Origin of the sequence: Citrobacter sp. Cu231 (assembly GCF_030332265.1) — a bacterium.
Lineage (GTDB): Bacteria > Pseudomonadota > Gammaproteobacteria > Enterobacterales > Enterobacteriaceae > Citrobacter > Citrobacter meridianamericanus.
Genome location: NZ_JAOWIE010000032.1, coordinates 758,401 through 774,038 on the forward strand (window position 1 = coordinate 758,401; position 15,638 = coordinate 774,038).

The 15,638-nt window shown below is 49.8% G+C and carries 17 protein-coding genes and 1 pseudogene; 7 read left to right on the top strand and 11 right to left on the bottom strand.

The window, feature by feature from the left end; genetic code table 11:
* Positions 1-146: 146 nt before the first annotated feature.
* The 3 genes from yeaR (at position 147) to OGY15_RS10135 (ending at position 1,556) form a co-directional block, all read left to right on the top strand.
* Positions 147-509 carry a DUF1971 domain-containing protein YeaR gene (gene yeaR / locus OGY15_RS10125; protein WP_286539005.1) on the top strand — a complete coding sequence of 121 codons (363 nt, stop codon included), beginning with the start codon at positions 147-149 and terminating at the stop codon, positions 507-509.
* Positions 510-512: 3 nt separating this feature from the next.
* On the top strand, positions 513-695 hold the full coding sequence (locus OGY15_RS10130) for a DUF1869 domain-containing protein (protein WP_003840863.1): 183 nt from the start codon (positions 513-515) through the stop codon (positions 693-695).
* Positions 696-911: 216 nt separating this feature from the next.
* The gene (locus OGY15_RS10135) at positions 912-1,556 is read left to right on the top strand and encodes a hypothetical protein (RefSeq protein WP_151218972.1); all 645 of its coding nucleotides are present in this window, start codon (positions 912-914) and stop codon (positions 1,554-1,556) included.
* A gap of 51 nt (positions 1,557-1,607) precedes the next feature.
* Here the strand turns inward: OGY15_RS10135 and fdhF are convergent, their stop codons facing one another.
* A complete protein-coding gene (gene fdhF / locus OGY15_RS10140; protein WP_286539006.1) occupies positions 1,608-3,755 on the bottom strand; it encodes a formate dehydrogenase subunit alpha in 2,148 nt (715 codons plus the stop codon).
* A gap of 361 nt (positions 3,756-4,116) precedes the next feature.
* On the opposite strand from fdhF, the gene OGY15_RS10145 reads away from it, so the two are divergent.
* Positions 4,117-4,365, top strand: a complete 249-nt coding sequence (locus tag OGY15_RS10145) for a GlsB/YeaQ/YmgE family stress response membrane protein (protein ID WP_151218974.1) — start codon at positions 4,117-4,119, stop codon at positions 4,363-4,365.
* A gap of 47 nt (positions 4,366-4,412) precedes the next feature.
* On the opposite strand, the gene yoaJ is transcribed toward OGY15_RS10145, so the two are convergent.
* From yoaJ to OGY15_RS10160, 3 genes are read right to left on the bottom strand one after another with little or no spacing between them, the layout of a single operon-like run.
* Positions 4,413-4,487 (bottom strand): protein YoaJ, encoded by a 75-nt coding sequence (yoaJ, locus tag OGY15_RS10150; RefSeq protein WP_099530266.1) that lies wholly within the window; start codon positions 4,485-4,487, stop codon positions 4,413-4,415.
* A 2-nt stretch (positions 4,488-4,489) separates the two neighbouring features.
* Complete coding sequence (locus tag OGY15_RS10155) at positions 4,490-4,588, bottom strand: YoaK family small membrane protein (RefSeq protein WP_032941789.1); 99 nt, start codon at positions 4,586-4,588, stop codon at positions 4,490-4,492.
* A gap of 47 nt (positions 4,589-4,635) precedes the next feature.
* Entirely contained in the window at positions 4,636-5,661 is a 1,026-nt protein-coding gene (locus tag OGY15_RS10160) for a diguanylate cyclase domain-containing protein (protein WP_286539007.1), read from the bottom strand.
* A 186-nt stretch (positions 5,662-5,847) separates the two neighbouring features.
* On the opposite strand from OGY15_RS10160, the gene OGY15_RS10165 reads away from it, so the two are divergent.
* Positions 5,848-6,096: a putative hemolysin gene (locus OGY15_RS10165; RefSeq protein WP_187252566.1), complete on the top strand. Its 249-nt coding sequence runs from the start codon at positions 5,848-5,850 to the stop codon at positions 6,094-6,096.
* Positions 6,097-6,103: 7 nt separating this feature from the next.
* Here OGY15_RS10165 and OGY15_RS10170 read toward each other — a convergent pair whose 3' ends face one another.
* A complete protein-coding gene (locus OGY15_RS10170) occupies positions 6,104-6,451 on the bottom strand; it encodes a DUF488 domain-containing protein (protein ID WP_187252565.1) in 348 nt (115 codons plus the stop codon).
* A gap of 177 nt (positions 6,452-6,628) precedes the next feature.
* Between OGY15_RS10170 and OGY15_RS10175 the strand changes: the two genes are divergently transcribed.
* Positions 6,629-7,336 carry a CTP synthase C-terminal region-related (seleno)protein gene (locus OGY15_RS10175; protein ID WP_151225351.1) on the top strand — a complete coding sequence of 236 codons (708 nt, stop codon included), beginning with the start codon at positions 6,629-6,631 and terminating at the stop codon, positions 7,334-7,336.
* Positions 7,337-7,371: 35 nt separating this feature from the next.
* Here the strand turns inward: OGY15_RS10175 and OGY15_RS10180 are convergent, their stop codons facing one another.
* Entirely contained in the window at positions 7,372-8,559 is a 1,188-nt protein-coding gene (locus tag OGY15_RS10180; protein WP_151218978.1) for a CynX/NimT family MFS transporter, read from the bottom strand.
* Positions 8,560-8,658: 99 nt separating this feature from the next.
* Between OGY15_RS10180 and OGY15_RS10185 the strand changes: the two are divergent.
* Positions 8,659-9,457: pseudogene (locus OGY15_RS10185) on the top strand (AraC family transcriptional regulator).
* Here OGY15_RS10185 and OGY15_RS10190 read toward each other — a convergent pair.
* From OGY15_RS10190 to yeaG, 5 genes are all read right to left on the bottom strand, one after another.
* The gene (locus OGY15_RS10190; protein WP_003832453.1) at positions 9,434-9,880 is read right to left on the bottom strand and encodes a DUF441 domain-containing protein; all 447 of its coding nucleotides are present in this window, start codon (positions 9,878-9,880) and stop codon (positions 9,434-9,436) included. The pseudogene OGY15_RS10185 and the gene OGY15_RS10190 sit on opposite strands and share 24 nt — an antisense overlap.
* Positions 9,881-10,017: 137 nt before the next feature.
* Positions 10,018-10,521, bottom strand: coding sequence for a YbaK/prolyl-tRNA synthetase associated domain-containing protein (locus OGY15_RS10195; RefSeq protein ID WP_286539009.1), 504 nt, complete (start codon positions 10,519-10,521; stop codon positions 10,018-10,020).
* A 43-nt stretch (positions 10,522-10,564) separates the two neighbouring features.
* Complete coding sequence (gene dgcJ / locus OGY15_RS10200) at positions 10,565-12,055, bottom strand: diguanylate cyclase DgcJ (RefSeq protein ID WP_187252564.1); 1,491 nt, start codon at positions 12,053-12,055, stop codon at positions 10,565-10,567.
* Between the two features lie 152 nt (positions 12,056-12,207).
* Complete coding sequence (locus OGY15_RS10205; protein WP_048214373.1) at positions 12,208-13,491, bottom strand: YeaH/YhbH family protein; 1,284 nt, start codon at positions 13,489-13,491, stop codon at positions 12,208-12,210.
* Positions 13,492-13,686: 195 nt separating this feature from the next.
* On the bottom strand, positions 13,687-15,621 hold the full coding sequence (gene yeaG, locus OGY15_RS10210) for a protein kinase YeaG (RefSeq protein WP_043016649.1): 1,935 nt from the start codon (positions 15,619-15,621) through the stop codon (positions 13,687-13,689).
* Positions 15,622-15,638 lie beyond the last annotated feature (17 nt).

Below are 15,638 nucleotides of genomic sequence, written 5' to 3' on the forward strand. Positions count from 1 at the left end.
CTTCAATATTACGTACTGCAATTCATTTACACTTGTATTGTTATAACCAATAAATGGTATTTTAAATGTATATTTAGAGGCGTACCCTGTGTACAGCAGCGGTTCAGAAAGAACTCGCTGGTTGTCGACTGGAAAAGGGAAGAAAAATGCTTCAAATTCCACAGAACCATATCCATACACGCTCTACTCCATTCTGGAACAAAGAAACGGCGCCTGCCGGAATTTTCGAACGCCACCTTGATAAAGGAACCCGTGCCGGGGTTTATCCTCGACTTTCGGTTATGCAGGGGGCGGTCAAATATCTCGGATACGCAGATGAACACAGCCCGGAGCCAGTACAGGTGATGGTGATTGAAGCCGGTCAGTTTGGCGTTTTTCCGCCGGAAAAATGGCATAACATTGAAGTGATGACCGACGATACTTACTTTAATATCGACTTTTTTGTTGCCCCGGAAATTCTGATGGAGACTGCAAATCAACGAAAAGTCGTGCATACCGGCAAGGAGTAAATCATGGGCAAAGCAACCTATACCGTAACAGTGACCAATAACAGCAATGGTGTGTCAGTCGATTATGAAACTGAAGCGCCGATGACGCTGTTGATTCCGGATGTGGCCGCTGAAGTGGTTAAGGACCTGGTCAATACGGTACGTTCATACGATACCGAGAATGAGCACGATGTCTGCGGTTGGTAGATGTTAGCCTCTGCTTCTGATTGAATATCATCGTTTTTGATTTATAAACCGCACTGCGTTTTGACGGCGCAGCGCGGTTTTTTTTATCCGTGCTATCCGGGAAATATTCGTAAAAAGATTTATTAAGAATACCTTAAGAAATCCGCATTGATTGCTAATGTTGGATCATTCACAGGGGTTATGATCGTGAAACAGTCACAATACAGAACCTCGCTTATGAAACTGAATACCCGACTAACATTACCTACTTTCATTCTTGGGCTGGTCATCGTAACGATCCCGTTCACTGCGAACTGGAATCTACCTTTGCTCAACGGTACTGTCGTCAGATGGATTGAGAATGGCCAGGCGTTATGGCTGCTGTTTGGTGCGCTTTTTACTCTCAGCTACATCCGGCCCTTATCACGTCCCGAAGGCGAGAAGCAATTTTGGCTTTGGGCGGCTGTGTGGTGGTTGGTGTTGCTGGGTCGCAGTACCAGTTGGGGCCGTGATTATTTCCCTGATCAACCTAAACTTCTGTTCAGAGCTATCTCAGTGGTATTGATTGCGATGATTATTCTGCCTGTCCTGATATCAAAACACTTACGCCAGGATATTGCCTGTCGCTTACGCAATGAACCGCTACCGCTGTGGCTATTAGCGATCACCATCTGTGCATTTTTGATATCCGATACGGTAGAGCATCATCGTCTGCTGGCCCCTATCTTTTTGCACAATGCGCAGTACGGCGATCTCATTGAAGAGCTGTATGAACTCCCGTTTATGGCAGGATTGTTCCTGATGAACCTCGGTTTTATGCAGCGGGATAAGCAGGTGGAATCAGCTACCATTCGTTTTAGTGAACCACAACTGGCGAAGTAACGAGAAAATGCCTGAGTCTGGGGATCCAGACTCAGGCGGCCTGGTGGTGACTTACCCAATGGCCTCACACAAGCGTGATTTCATGTCGCTATACGTTTGTGCGGCATACTTTTCTACCCATCCCTGATCGCTAATGTGCTCAATATTTACGGCGCAATACTTGGTTTCCGGCGTTTTTGAAATAGGATCGAGGTTATCCTGGGTTAACTCGTTACATGCGCCAATCCACCATTGATAGGTCATATACACCGTTCCGACGTTAATGCGATCGGAGACATCCGCGCGGCTGATGACCTTACCTCGACGCGAACTGACCCATACCAGGTCACGATGACGAATACCTAATTTTTCTGCATCATGGGTATTGATTTGCACATACCCTGGTTCATCTGCCAGGGCTTGCAGCGCTGCACAGTTGCCGGTCATTGAGCGACAGGAGTAGTGCCCAACTTCACGCACCGTACACAGTACCAGTGGATATTTTTCATCAGGAACTTCTGCGGGCGCTCGCCACTGTGCGGCAAACAGTTTGCCTTTGCCATTGGCGGTATCAAATTGGCTGTTCGCATAGAGGTAAGGGGTACCGGGGTGATCGAGTTCCGGGCATGGCCACTGCACATGGCCCATCTCACCCATTTTCTCATAGGTTACGCCGTAGAACAGAGGGCATAGTTCGCGCATCTCATCCCAGATTTGCTGGTTACTTTGATACTGCATGGGATAGCCCATTTCGCTGGCCAGCAGGCTGATGATCTCCCAGTCACGCTTTACGTCACCTGAGGGTTCAATCGCTTTTTCAAAACGCTGGAAGCCGCGATCGGCGCAGGTAAAGACGCCACCGTGTTCACCCCAGGAGGTGGCTGGCAGGAGGACGTCAGCCATTTCCGCTGTTTTGGTCATGAAGATATCTTGCACGACGACAAAATCGAGCGCGTTAAAGCCTTCGCGAACCAGACCCAAATCAGCCTCGGTTTGCAACGGATCTTCCCCCATGATGTAGTAGGCTTTAATTTTGCCTTCGATAGCCAGATGCGGAACTTCGGTGATGCGGGTCCCAACCTTGTCATCCATCTGATTAACATCAATCCCCCAGGCGTTGGCGAATTTCTCCCTGACGGTGAAGTCGGTCACGTCCTGATACCCTGGGAACTGGTTAGGTAGCACTCCCATATCGCACGCGCCCTGGACGTTATTTTGCCCACGCACCGGACCAACGCCGACGTTAGGGCGTCCCAGATTACCGGTCAGCAACGCCAGACTCGACAAGCCTCGAACCACGTCAACGGCCTGACCAAACTGGGTGACACCCATTCCCCACATCACGGTTGCCGATGGCGCAGCGGCAAAAGTACGCATCGCCTGACGAACCTGCTGTGCGGGAACGCCCGTCAAATGTTCAACGGCTTCAGGCGCATAGTCCTTCACGGTTTCCCAGTATGTTTCCAGTCCTTCCGCATGCTTTTGTACATACTCGCGATCGTAGAGTTGCTCATCGATGAGAACATGGCCAAAGGCGTTGACCAGGGCCATATTGCAACCGTTTTTCAATTGCAAATGTTGGTCTGCGATACGAGCAGTTTCAATACGACGTGGGTCGCAGACAATGATTTTTGCGCCGTTTTGGCGAGCTTTAATTACCCGGCGGGCCACTATGGGGTGCGAGTCGGCACAGTTATAACCAAAGATCAGCAGACATTTTGAGTTTTCAATGTCGCTGATGGAATTGCTCATGGCACCATTGCCTAACGTTTCCTGTAACCCGGCAACGGAAGGGCCGTGGCATACACGGGCACAGCAATCGACATTGTTGGTATGGAGAACGCCACGCGCGAACTTTTGCATCACGTAGTTGGTCTCATTCCCTGTTCCACGTGAAGACCCGGTAGTCATGATGGCACGGGGACCATAGGTATTTTTGATTTCAGATAAGCGTTTTGCGGTGTAACGAATAGCTTCATCCCAGCTAACGGGAGTGAATTTTCCACCTTTTTCATACCGGATCATCGGGCGAGTCAGACGGGGAGTCAGAAGGCGAGTGTCGTTAAGAAAGTCCCAACCATAGTAGCCTTTCAGGCATAACTGATTTTGGTTCGTTACCCCCTCTGCGGCCTCGGCGCGGATGATTTTGTTATTTTCCACAACAAGCTTGAGCTTGCACCCGGCCCCACAGTATGGGCATACACTGGTGATTTTTTTCATCAATAACAGACCTGTTAAATGCTGAAATAGCGCGAATTGTAAACGGAGCCACGCGATACGCATCGCGGACTACGATTTGTCATAGTGACGGACTGTTAAAGCATAAAGTGTGCCAGAAGTGAAAACCCAGCAATTGCAGGTGCTGAGGGGGAATGAGACAAACCTGAATGACTGACGATTCGACATTAATGACGAGCTACGTCAGGGCAAGTTTCGCCATTGAATGGTTTAACCTTATGAAAGATCAGAAAAAGATGAAAATGTCAGGTGATGTTCATCACAAATTTTAATTTTTCAGCGCTATGCTATGCTTTTATACAGCGAGCGAATCGTTAACTTAAAAACATAAGTGAGGGATATTATGGGCATCATTTCATGGGTGATTTTCGGTCTTATCGCTGGGATTTTGGCAAAATGGATTATGCCGGGTAAAGATGGCGGCGGATTCTTTATGACCATTATCTTAGGGGTTGTTGGTGCGGTAGTAGGGGGGTGGATCAGTACCTTCTTTGGTTTTGGTAAAGTCGATGGTTTCAACTTCGGCAGTTTCGTCGTAGCCGTTATCGGCGCAATTGTGGTGCTGCTTATCTACAGAAAAATCAAAAGCTAAGCAAACATACTGACAAAAAAGGCCACTGATAAGTGGCCTTTTTCAGATTACCACCAGCCCAGTTCTGTTCCCAGAACGACGATGATAGCCACGCCAATCATAATGAGCGTTGTTTTTTTCATCGTTATGCTCCCGGCGCAGCGTAGCCGCCAATAAAAAACCAGGATAAGAAAACGACAGCGGAAATGAAAATGATGACGGGGAAAATAATACCGAGTCGCATACGATTATCTGCCAGGGTTATTTAAAGACGGGTCAGCATAGCAGGGGTTAATGTACGACAAAAGTGGTTTTATCCTGACGCTTTTTATCCTTGTACATTGCACTGTCTGCGAGATGAAGCGCACAGTTTATATCCGTCTCCAGCGGATCGATTTCCACCACGCCCAGACTGGCACCAGGATAAAACAAATGAATGTCGCCCAGGTGATAGTCGCCGCAAATTTGCTGCTGCAACTGATTTTTCACCTGCTGCAGGCGATCGCGCTGCTCCTTGTCATCTTCCGGTGACAAGCTAACGACTAAAAATTCATCACCGCCCAGTCGACCAAGAATATCATTGTCACCGCATTCACGGAGCAGGCGCTGCCCAATCTGGATTAGAAACTGGTCGCCGATCTCATGACCAAATCGATCGTTAATCAATTTGAAATCATCCAAATCAATATAGGCAAAGATTATTTTCTGTCTAAGATGTTGGGCGAGCGAGAAAAGTGTCTCGACGTTTTCAAAAATTGCGCGCCGATTCGGTAATCCGGTCAGGGCATCAGTGTAGGAGTGAGCAACCAGCGCGGCGTTCGCTTCGCGTAGCTGCGCCACCAGCGACTCTTTTTGAATCGACTGGGCGATAAGTCCGGCAAACAGATGCAACACCTGTTCACCACGTTCGCTCAACGCATGCTGGCGGCGGCTGGTAGCACAGAGTGTTCCGTAGAAAGTGCCGTCGGGAAGATGAACCGGAGTACTCAGGAAGGTGGTGATTTCCAGCGCGCGGGCAGCGCTGCATTCCGGCCAGCGTGTGGGTACGTTGTCGCTGTACAGACAGTTTTCATCTATGGCGAGTTTGCACAACGTCTCATCCCACGGTACGGACAGCCCTTCGGGGATTTGCATTTGTCGGCTATTACGCGCGTACAAAATATGCTGCAGGCGGGCATCTAAATCAACCTTGGTTAAATAGGTGGATTCCATCTCTGTCACCACTTCCAGCATCTCCAGAAGTTGGCGAACCAGATTCTCAACTGACTGCTCCATGGCTAAGGATTGTGAGACTCTGGCGAGGATCATGTCCGACATGAGGTGTAAATACTCTTGAGTGATGACAGGGCTGATGTGGGCGCATGATAGAACATCCGGGAGCAAGATGAAACACGCGTTCCTGGCTGAAATGTAATCACAAAATTGAAATCGTAACGTTAAACATGGAGATAGAAGGGAAGTCGGGGTAATCTGCCGGAATAATGCTTTTAAACAGGAGTAGAGATGAAACTTACGACTATTGTTTTGCCCGGCTTGCTGGTGCTGGCAGGATGTACCACGCAGCCTGACGCCCCCAAACCGCCAAAAATAGGCATGGCGAATCCGGCATCGGTGTATTGCGAACAAAAGGGCGGTTCGCTGATTGCGGTGCAGACTCCACAAGGCGTAAGGTCAGACTGCAAACTACCTGGTGGGGAAGTGATTGATGAATGGGCGCTCTGGCGCAGAGATCATCCCACCACGGTCAAGTGATACACGGTCAGCATTGACGTAGCCAGTCTGCCAGCACCTGCGCGTGGTTTTGCTGGGTATTTTTCGCCGCATACAGTAGCGTTAAGGTTTGCTTTCGGGCAATCTCTGCAAGACGCTTTCCTTCCTGCTGCTGTTGAGCCAGTTCAGCGCGATATTGCTCAGAAAAATGCGAGAAATCGAGCAGCTCCGCGTGGAATGCCTTGCGTAAATCAGATGACGGGGTAAGTACTTTATTCCATTCGTTGAAAATAAGATCGCTCTTTTTCACCCCACGAGGCCACAACCGGTCGACCAGTACACGATACCCATCACTTTTTTCTGCCGGATCATACACGCGTTTGCACTGAATATTCATCTCTTCATCCGCTCCATTACGCCATTGCTAATACGGTAAAATAAGATCGTAAAACGTAACCATTATAGCATTCGACCAGCCCTGCCTCCCAATTTAAGGGATTGTGATACCAACAAAAAATCGGTAGGCTGAGGCTCCTTATAGTGTCCCTCATTGTCTGGACATAAGGAAAGTTTAATGGAAATTTCCCCGATTAAAGATACGCTTCGCATTGCGCTGGTGGGCGATTACAACCCCGATATTGTGGCGCATCAGGCGATTCCTCTTGCCATCGATGATGCTGCTGCCGTCCTGGAATTAGTGGCTGATTATGACTGGCTAACCACATCTGATATCAGCAGCAGTGAGGATCTGGTTGGCTATGATGCCATCTGGGTCGTGCCAGGCAGTCCTTATCGCCACCTGGAAGGGGCGCTGATCGCGATACGCTATGCGCGTGAAAACAGCATCCCATTCCTGGGAACCTGTGGCGGTTTTCAGCATGCGATTCTGGAGTATGCCCGCAATGTGCTGGGCTGGAGCGATGCCGCCCATGCGGAAACAGATACCACGGGTCGGATAGTGATCGCACCGTTGAGCTGTTCGCTGGTAGAAAAAACGGATGATATTGAACTGCGTGCCAATACGCTGATTGCCAAAGCCTACGGACGGGATGTTATCTCGGAGGGATACCACTGCAACTATGGCGTATCGGAAGATTTTGCCGCTTTGCTGGAGAGCGGCGATCTTCGTGTTACCGGTTGGGATGAAGCAGGTGATATTCGCGCCATTGAGTTGGTGACGCATCCTTTTTATGTCGGCACACTCTTTCAGCATGAACGTGGGGCACTGGTGGGAAAACCCGTGCCGTTAGTTCAGGCGATGCTGCGCGCTGCGCGAGGATAAAAAACGGGCAGGTCGATCACCACCTGCCCGCTGCATTATGCGCTCGCTATCTCCCGATTGCGTCCCGCACACAGACCAAATACCGCCATCAGCATTGCCAACACGGCGACCCCGGCTAACGGCATCAGCCAGCTCCCGTTGAGGTCGTGAATTTTCCCCATCAGCGGTGGCCCGCAGGCGGCCAATAAATACCCGACAGACTGTGCCATGCCGGACAAGGCCGCAGCCTGATGCGCCGAGCTTGCGCGCAGGCCAATAAAGGTCAAGCCGAGGATCATAGTCGCGCCTGAGCCAAAACCAAACAGTATGGTCCACAGCAAAGCCTGGTCGGGTATGAGGGCGAATCCCGCCGCGCCGATAGCGCACATTAACGAAACCAGAGCGGCGATGGCGCGCTGATCCTTAAATCTGTTCAGAATGAGGGGAATCAATAACCCCGGCGCGGCAGTTGCCAACTGCAGTAAACCATGCAACGAACCGGCCTGAGATTCACTGTAGCCATGGCTAATTAAAATGGCGGGTAGCCAGCCGATGATGACGTAATAGACAAGGGAGTTGATCCCCAGAAACAGCGTCACTTGCCAGGCGAGGCCAGAGCGCCAGATTGCGCGGGAATGCAAGGCGCGCGAGTTACTCAGACTGGCATGAGCGGTCTGGCGGCATTGAGGCAACCAGATAATCAGCGCCAGAAGTGGAAAGGCTATCAGAACCATCAGCGCCCCGCGCCAGCCAAATCCACTTAATGCCAGCGGTACTACAATGGCCGAACCCAGTGCGGCCGCCGCGCCCATGGTCAGCGAGTATGCGCCAGTGAGTTTTGCCACATGTTGGGAAAAATCGCGCTTAATCAACCCGGGTAGTAGCACATTTCCCAGAGCGATACCGCACCCAATGGTGGCAGTACCGCTAAACAGGAATCCTGACGAAGGTAGCGAACGTATCGCAATACCTGCGCAAATCAACAGCATAGCGGCAAACAGGCTGCGTTCGATGCCCCAACGGCGCGCAACGGCGGCAGCCAGGGGGGATACCAGCGCGAAGGCCAGCAGCGGCAGAGTGGTCAGAAGTCCCGTCTGGGCGGTACTCAGGCCGTAGTCGGCGCGAATGGCATCCAGCAATGGGGCCGCTCCGGTAAAGGTGACACGCAGTGTGGTGGCAATCATCAGGATCCCCGCGATCAGCAGCACTGTGTTTTTGCCGCGGGAGGAGGGTGTCGTAATCATTTTTTTCTCATATCGTCAGGCGAGGCGATACTTTAGCGTTTTTACACTATGGATGAATCAAGCTAAAATGACAGTTTATCGCTAAAATAGGACATTATTATGTTGGGGCTGAGACTGGATGGTTATGAACCCGATTTGCATCATGATGCAGCGGTCGCATTTTGTATTCAGGCTCGGGAAGATGAACTTTTCAGCCCTCTGCATCAGCATCGTAAGGGGCAATTGATCCTGGCGCTGCATGGCGCGATCACTTGTGAGGTTGAAAACGCCATGTGGATGGTGCCTCCGCAATATGCGGTGTGGATCCCCGGCGAAATTCCACACAGCAACCATGTTACAGTGGGCGCGCAATTATGTTTTCTGTTTATTGAACCGCAGGCGGTCGTGATGCCTGAACGCTGTTGCACGCTTAAAATCGCCCCATTATGTCGGGAACTCATTCTGGCGCTGGCGTCCAAAACGGATGCTCAACGACTGGAACCGGTAACCCAGCGGTTGACGCAGGTGTTATTTGATGAACTCCCGCAGCAGCCGCAGGAGCAAATGCAATTGCCGGTATCCGATCACCCGAAAATCCGCAGAATGGTGGAGACGATGGCGCGGGAGCCTGCGCAGTGGCAAACGCTAGGGCAATGGGCCAGCGAATTTGCGATGAGTGAGCGAAACCTTGCCCGTGTGGTTGTCAGGGAAACAGGATTAAGCTTTCGTCGCTGGCGTCACCAGCTTCAACTGATTCTTGCGCTGCAGGCGCTGATAGATGGTCATAACGTGCAACAGGTTGCGCAAATGCTCGGTTACGATTCGACCACAGCATTTATCACCATGTTCAAAAAAGGCCTGGGGCAAACACCAGGCCGTTATCTGGCGGGGCTGGCTACTGCTTCCCAACAATCAATGAGACCAGACCTGCCGCAATGAGCGGTCCCACCGGCACACCGCGAAAGAGCGCCACGCCCAATACCGTGCCGACCAGTAAACCTGCAACAAGCTGGGGCTGACTGCCCATAAGCGTGACGCCGCGCCCGCCGAGCCATGAGACAAATACCCCAACGGCAATAGCGACCAGTGATTTCCAGTTCACAAAGGAGTGGATGAGCGTGGAGGGCGGTAGCGTTCCACTGGCTATTGGCGCCATGACGCCAATGGTCAGAATGATAATCCCGACGGTCAGACCCTGTTTTTCTATCCATGGGAAGAAAGTATTGAGAGGGGTAACTCGAACAATGATCAGCACCAGGATTGAAACAGCGACAGTGGTGTTGTGGCTGACAAAGCCCAGAGCTGCCAGTCCGAGGAGGATCAGCAGAGTGACATCAAACATCGTAGTTTCCTTACCAGAAGAAATAATAAGCCTGTTTACTGTACGCGTAAACGCGTGACGGAACAGGCTTTTTTTATGATTATGATTTTTTTTTGGCTAACGCACGAGGCGACGTTTTTTACTGCTAACGCCAACCGTTATTGCTCGCGCCGGAAAGGGATTAATTCAGGTTGCGCGATACGCAGATAATCTGCGGTATCCATGATCACAGATTTTTCCAGCAACCCGGCATTAAACGCAATTTCATTGAAACGCTCAAACAATAGCGGATCGGCAACCAGTTTGAGATTAGGATGGAAGCTAAACGGTGGGATCGCGCCAAAAACGCAGCCTGTCAGTGCATCGACTTCCGCCGGGCTGGCAAGCGATGCTCTTAACCCACCAATATGGCCCGCTAACAAACTGAGATCGGCCTGCTGGTCCGCGGGAAGAATTGCCAGCACATGCTGATTAACGCCATTGCCTTTGACCTTACAGACCAGGGCTTTTGCTCCCTGGCCAAGTGCGGTGCCGCGAATTTCAGAAACCGCCTCACATTTGCCGACGGCTTCATGGCTTACCACGCGGTACGTTGCGCCTTGCTCTGATAACAGCGAAATTAAACGCTCATGCGTTGCGTTACCTTTGTTCACTTCCGTCATGACTGACTCCTGGTACAACAATGAAAATCCTGCAGAAAAATAATCACACACCGGCGCGTTTTTTCTGTTTGTTCAGATAAAGCTGTGCATCAGATGCTTTGTAAGCATCATCAATAGTGTCGTTCGGCTGCATATTATAAACCCCGGTGGAGAAGCTGATGGATATATCATGCGCAATAATTTTTAAGTTATAGCGAATCCTTTCCAGCAGGCGGGGCGTTAAATCACTGGGGTGGTCAATGAGGATAATACAAAACTCATCGCCACCGAGGCGGATGGCATAATCGCTTTTGCGAATAGAGCTTTGAATGGCTTTGGCCAGATGGGTGATAATCCGATCGCCTTCTTTATGCCCTAATGTATCATTGATGACTTTCAGCTTATCGCAGTCGATGGCGATAAAAGTGACGAGAGTGCCCGCATTGACCAACTGCTGCAAACGTTGTTCGAGCGTAGGGGTTAAAATTTTCCGATTGTAGAGTCCGGTCATTGCGTCACTGATATTTTCGCGCGTGACGTTGTGATACAAGCGAAAATGCGTTCTGACCAAATTCAACAGCAGAATTGTTGCCAGCAGATAGAAAGCGAAGATTTTCCAGGACGAGACAATAAAATACATTAAATCAAGTGATAAGGTGACTCGTATTCCGCCTGGAATGTCTTTCTCGTAGTGAACATAGTGAAACAGGTCAGTCTCACTTTGGTTAACGAGGATTTCTCTACCGGAGCTGATATCCGAGAGCGTAACGTTAAGATAGCGCCAGACCAGAGGCCGGTCGCTGGTATAAAAAATATTCTTTAAATTCTCTTTGTTGATATCCACCATTACTACACCTTTTAACTTACCGGTATAGTAGACCGGCGTTAAAAAGCTCATCACCTTTTTCCCGGTCAGGTTATCCTGATAAATACTGGAGATCACCGTGCGCCCAGTGAAAATACCGTCAATATCATTCTGGTCGATGCCCAGGCTGCCTTTTTGCAAAAATGTCCAGTTATGTATCGCAAATTGGCGCGAGTCGATCCGGTCATAAAAATAGACGTAATTATTTTTGAGGTCGACGTAATATCTGAATTTATACTCCAGCGTACCTAAACCCTGACCGTAATCTTTCTGTTCTCGATTAGCGTTGACCGCCTTATCAAAAGAGGGCAGCAGGAATATGTCTTCAAGTTTTTCGCTACATTTCGTTGAGGTGGTTTGCAGCGTTCCGTGCAAAAGCGGGTAGTTATGCTCTATGAGATTGAGCCCATGAGTGCCGTTCACGCTGTCGAAAGCGTTGCAAAGTGTTTTTTGTTGTTCGACAGAAGCGGGTTCCTTGGGGGATGAAAATGTGCGCATCAGATGGGCTGCAATGCTTTGATTAGTATATCTATCATAAAGAAACGATGAATCGGCTTTCTCATTGATATAGCGCATATACGCATTCATTGCTTTATCGCTGGCAATGAGCTCATAAACCAAAAAAGAAGACGTCAAAACAATTACGCTTACGGAGATAAAGAGCCTGAGCGCTTTATGATGCAATTTCATAATGATTTACAGCCCTGGAGTAGAGATGCGATTTTAGCACATGCACCAGTAACGCTCTAACGGAGCGGCGGGATAAACCATTGCAAAATGTCACTATTCTGGAAAGAGGAATACAATCAGCCGGAGCCAGAGCTACGGCTGATTGTTGTCGGTCAATTATTACTGGTTGTACTTTGCTTATGGAACAGTTCGCGAAATACTGGGTAAATATCATCCTGATCGCGAATATGCTGCATCGCAAAGTTATCAAAGGTTGATTGCAGATGTTCGTATTCACGCCACAGGGTCTGGTGAGCGCGGCGAGTGATTTCGATATAGCTGTAATACCGCACTACCGGCAGCAGTTTTTTCGCCAGAATTTCATGACACAACGGTGAATCATCCGCCCAGTTATCACCGTCCGAAGCCTGTGCGGCATAGATGTTCCACTGCGCCGGGTTGTAGCGCTCTTTTACCACTTCATCCATTAGCTTCAACGCGCTGGAAACAATGGTTCCCCCGGTTTCCTGAGAGTAGAAGAACTCATGCTCATCCACCTCTTTCGCCTGGGTATGGTGGCGAATATAAACCACTTCCACGTTTTTGTAGGTCCGGCTCAGGAACAGGTACAGCAGGATATAAAAACGCTTAGCCATATCTTTGGTCGATTGATCCATTGAGCCGGAAACGTCCATCAGACAGAACATCACCGCCTGGCTGGAAGGATCGGGCCGTTTTTCATAATTTTTGTAGCGTAAATCAAAGGTGTCGATAAACGGTACGCGTTCGATTTTTGCCCGTAATTCGGCAATCTCTTTGCGTAACCGTTCCTCTTCCAGCAACTGCGCGGGTTCACTTTTGGCAATGGTTTCCAAATCCGCTTCAAGCGCGTGCAGCTCGCGACGCTTACCTGCGGTCATGGCCGTACGGCGTGCCAGTGAGTTTTGCAGTGAGCGCACCACGCTGATGTTGGCCGGCACACCGTTAGAGGTAAAACCTGCCCGGTGCGTTTTATACTCCGTTAACTGGCGCTGCTGATTCTGCTTCAGGTTAGGCAGTGCTAAATCTTCGAACAACAGATCGAGATATTCATCTTTAGAGATCTGGAAGACGAACTCATCCTGGCCTTCGCCGTCCTGGCTGGCCTGGCCTTGCCCGCTGCCTGAACCGCCGCCTCCGCCCTGCGGGCGTTCAATACGGTCGTTCTGTACAAAATGGTCGTTACCCGGATGCACACGATGGCGCAGTCCACCACGCCCCTGATGAAACATCGGTTCGCTAATATCATCGGTAGGAATAGAGACAGATTCGCCGCTATCCACATCAGTCACCGAACGCTTGTTAATGGCCTCGGAGATCGACTGTTTAATTTGCGATTTATAACGGCGTAAAAAGCGCTGGCGGTTTACCGTGCTCTTGTTCTTGCCGTTAAGACGCCGGTCAATAAACCAGGTCATAAGCCCCCCGTACTGCATTTGCCAACTTACGCTTCATCCTTCAAGTTGTCTCTGCGTTGGCTCACTCCAGTCACGTACTTATGTACGCTCCTGGGGATTCACTCATTTGCCGCCCTGATACCTCTTGAATGATTTCGCGTACAGAAGAACTGTTGGCCCGGTAAATGGATAAAATTTTCCGGGCCGTTTATGTTGTTAAGATGATTTACGTACGCGCAAATACCATTCGCACAGTAAACGCACCTGTTTACGTGTGTAGCCTTTTTCCATCATACGGTCGACAAAATCGTCGTGCTTTTTCTGCTCGTCAGTCGAGGTTTTCGCATTGAACGAAATGACCGGCAGCAGTTCTTCGGTATTGGAGAACATTTTCTTCTCAATAACCGTGCGCAGTTTTTCGTAACTGGTCCAGTTTGGATTACGACCGCTGTTATTCGCTCTGGCACGCAGAACAAAATTGACTATCTCGTTACGGAAATCTTTCGGGTTACTGATACCAGCCGGTTTCTCAATTTTCTCCAGTTCTGAGTTCAGCGACTCACGGTCAAACAGTTGACCGGTATCCGGGTCGCGATACTCTTGATCCTGAATCCAGAAATCCGCATAGGTGACATAACGGTCGAAAATGTTCTGTCCGTATTCGGAATAAGATTCGAGATAAGCCGTCTGGATCTCTTTACCGATGAATTCAGCATATTTCGGGATCAGGTAGCCTTTCAGGAATTCAAGATAACGTTCAGCTAACTCCTGCGGGAATTGTTCACGCTCGATTTGTTGCTCCAGTACGTAAAACAGATGCACAGGGTTAGCTGCCACTTCGGCATGGTCAAAGTTAAAGACGCGTGAGAGGATCTTAAACGCGAAACGCGTTGACAGACCATTCATTCCCTCATCGACCCCGGCGTAATCCCGATACTCCTGATAGGATTTCGCTTTAGGATCGGTATCTTTCAGGCTTTCACCATCATAAACGCGCATCTTCGAGTAAATGCTCGAGTTCTCCGGCTCTTTCAGGCGAGAAAGAATGGTAAAGCGAGAGAGCGTTTCCAGCGTCCCCGGAGCGCAAGGTGCATGGGTCAGCTCGCTATGATTAAGCAGTTTTTCGTAAATTTTGATCTCTTCGGAGATCCGCAGGCAATAAGGCACTTTGACAATGTAAACACGGTCAAGGAACGCCTCATTGTTTTTGTTATTACGGAACGTCACCCATTCGGACTCGTTCGAGTGGGCAAGAATAATCCCGTTAAACGGCAGGGCAGAGATACCTTCTGTCCCGTTGTAGTTTCCTTCCTGGGTTGCGGTCAGCAGAGGATGCAGCACTTTAATCGGTGCTTTAAACATCTCAACGAACTCCATAATCCCCTGGTTTGAACGGCACAGTGCGCCCGAATAACCGTAGGCATCAGGATCGTTTTGGGCGTGGTGTTCGAGCTTACGAATATCCACTTTCCCGACCAGCGCAGAGATATCCTGGTTGTTTTCATCACCAGGCTCTGTTTTAGCGATAGCGATCTGCTCCAGAATAGACGGCCAGACTTTGACAACGCGGAATTTTGTAATGTCCCCGCCAAAATCATGCAGACGTTTCGCAGCCCAGGGCGACATGATCGTCCCGAGATAGCGACGCGGGATCCCATACTCTTTTTCCAGAATTTGCGCGTCTTCCTGCGGATTAAACAGGCATAATGGATGATCGTTTACCGGGCTACGTTCGCCGTTGGCACTCAGGACATAAATCGGTACTCGCTGCATCAGCGACTTCAGCCGTTCAGCAAGAGATGATTTCCCCCCTCCCACAGGCCCCAGCAGATACAAAATCTGCTTCTTCTCTTCCAGACCTTGAGCCGCATGCTTCAAATAAGAAACAATCTGCTCAATGGCATCTTCCATGCCGTAAAACTCTTCAAATGCGGGATACCGTGCAATCACCCGATTCGAAAAGAGTCGAGAAAGTCGAGGTTCGTGGGCAGTGTCGACCATGACAGGCTCACCAATAGCCATTAATAGCCGCTCAGCCGCATTGGCATAAGCACTGCGATCTTGCCGACAAGTGGTAAGAAACTCCTGCAGTGTGAACTCTTCGTCCTTGGCAGCTTCATAACGCTGGCGATAGTGATCGAATATATTCATGGTATGCCGTCCTTTCG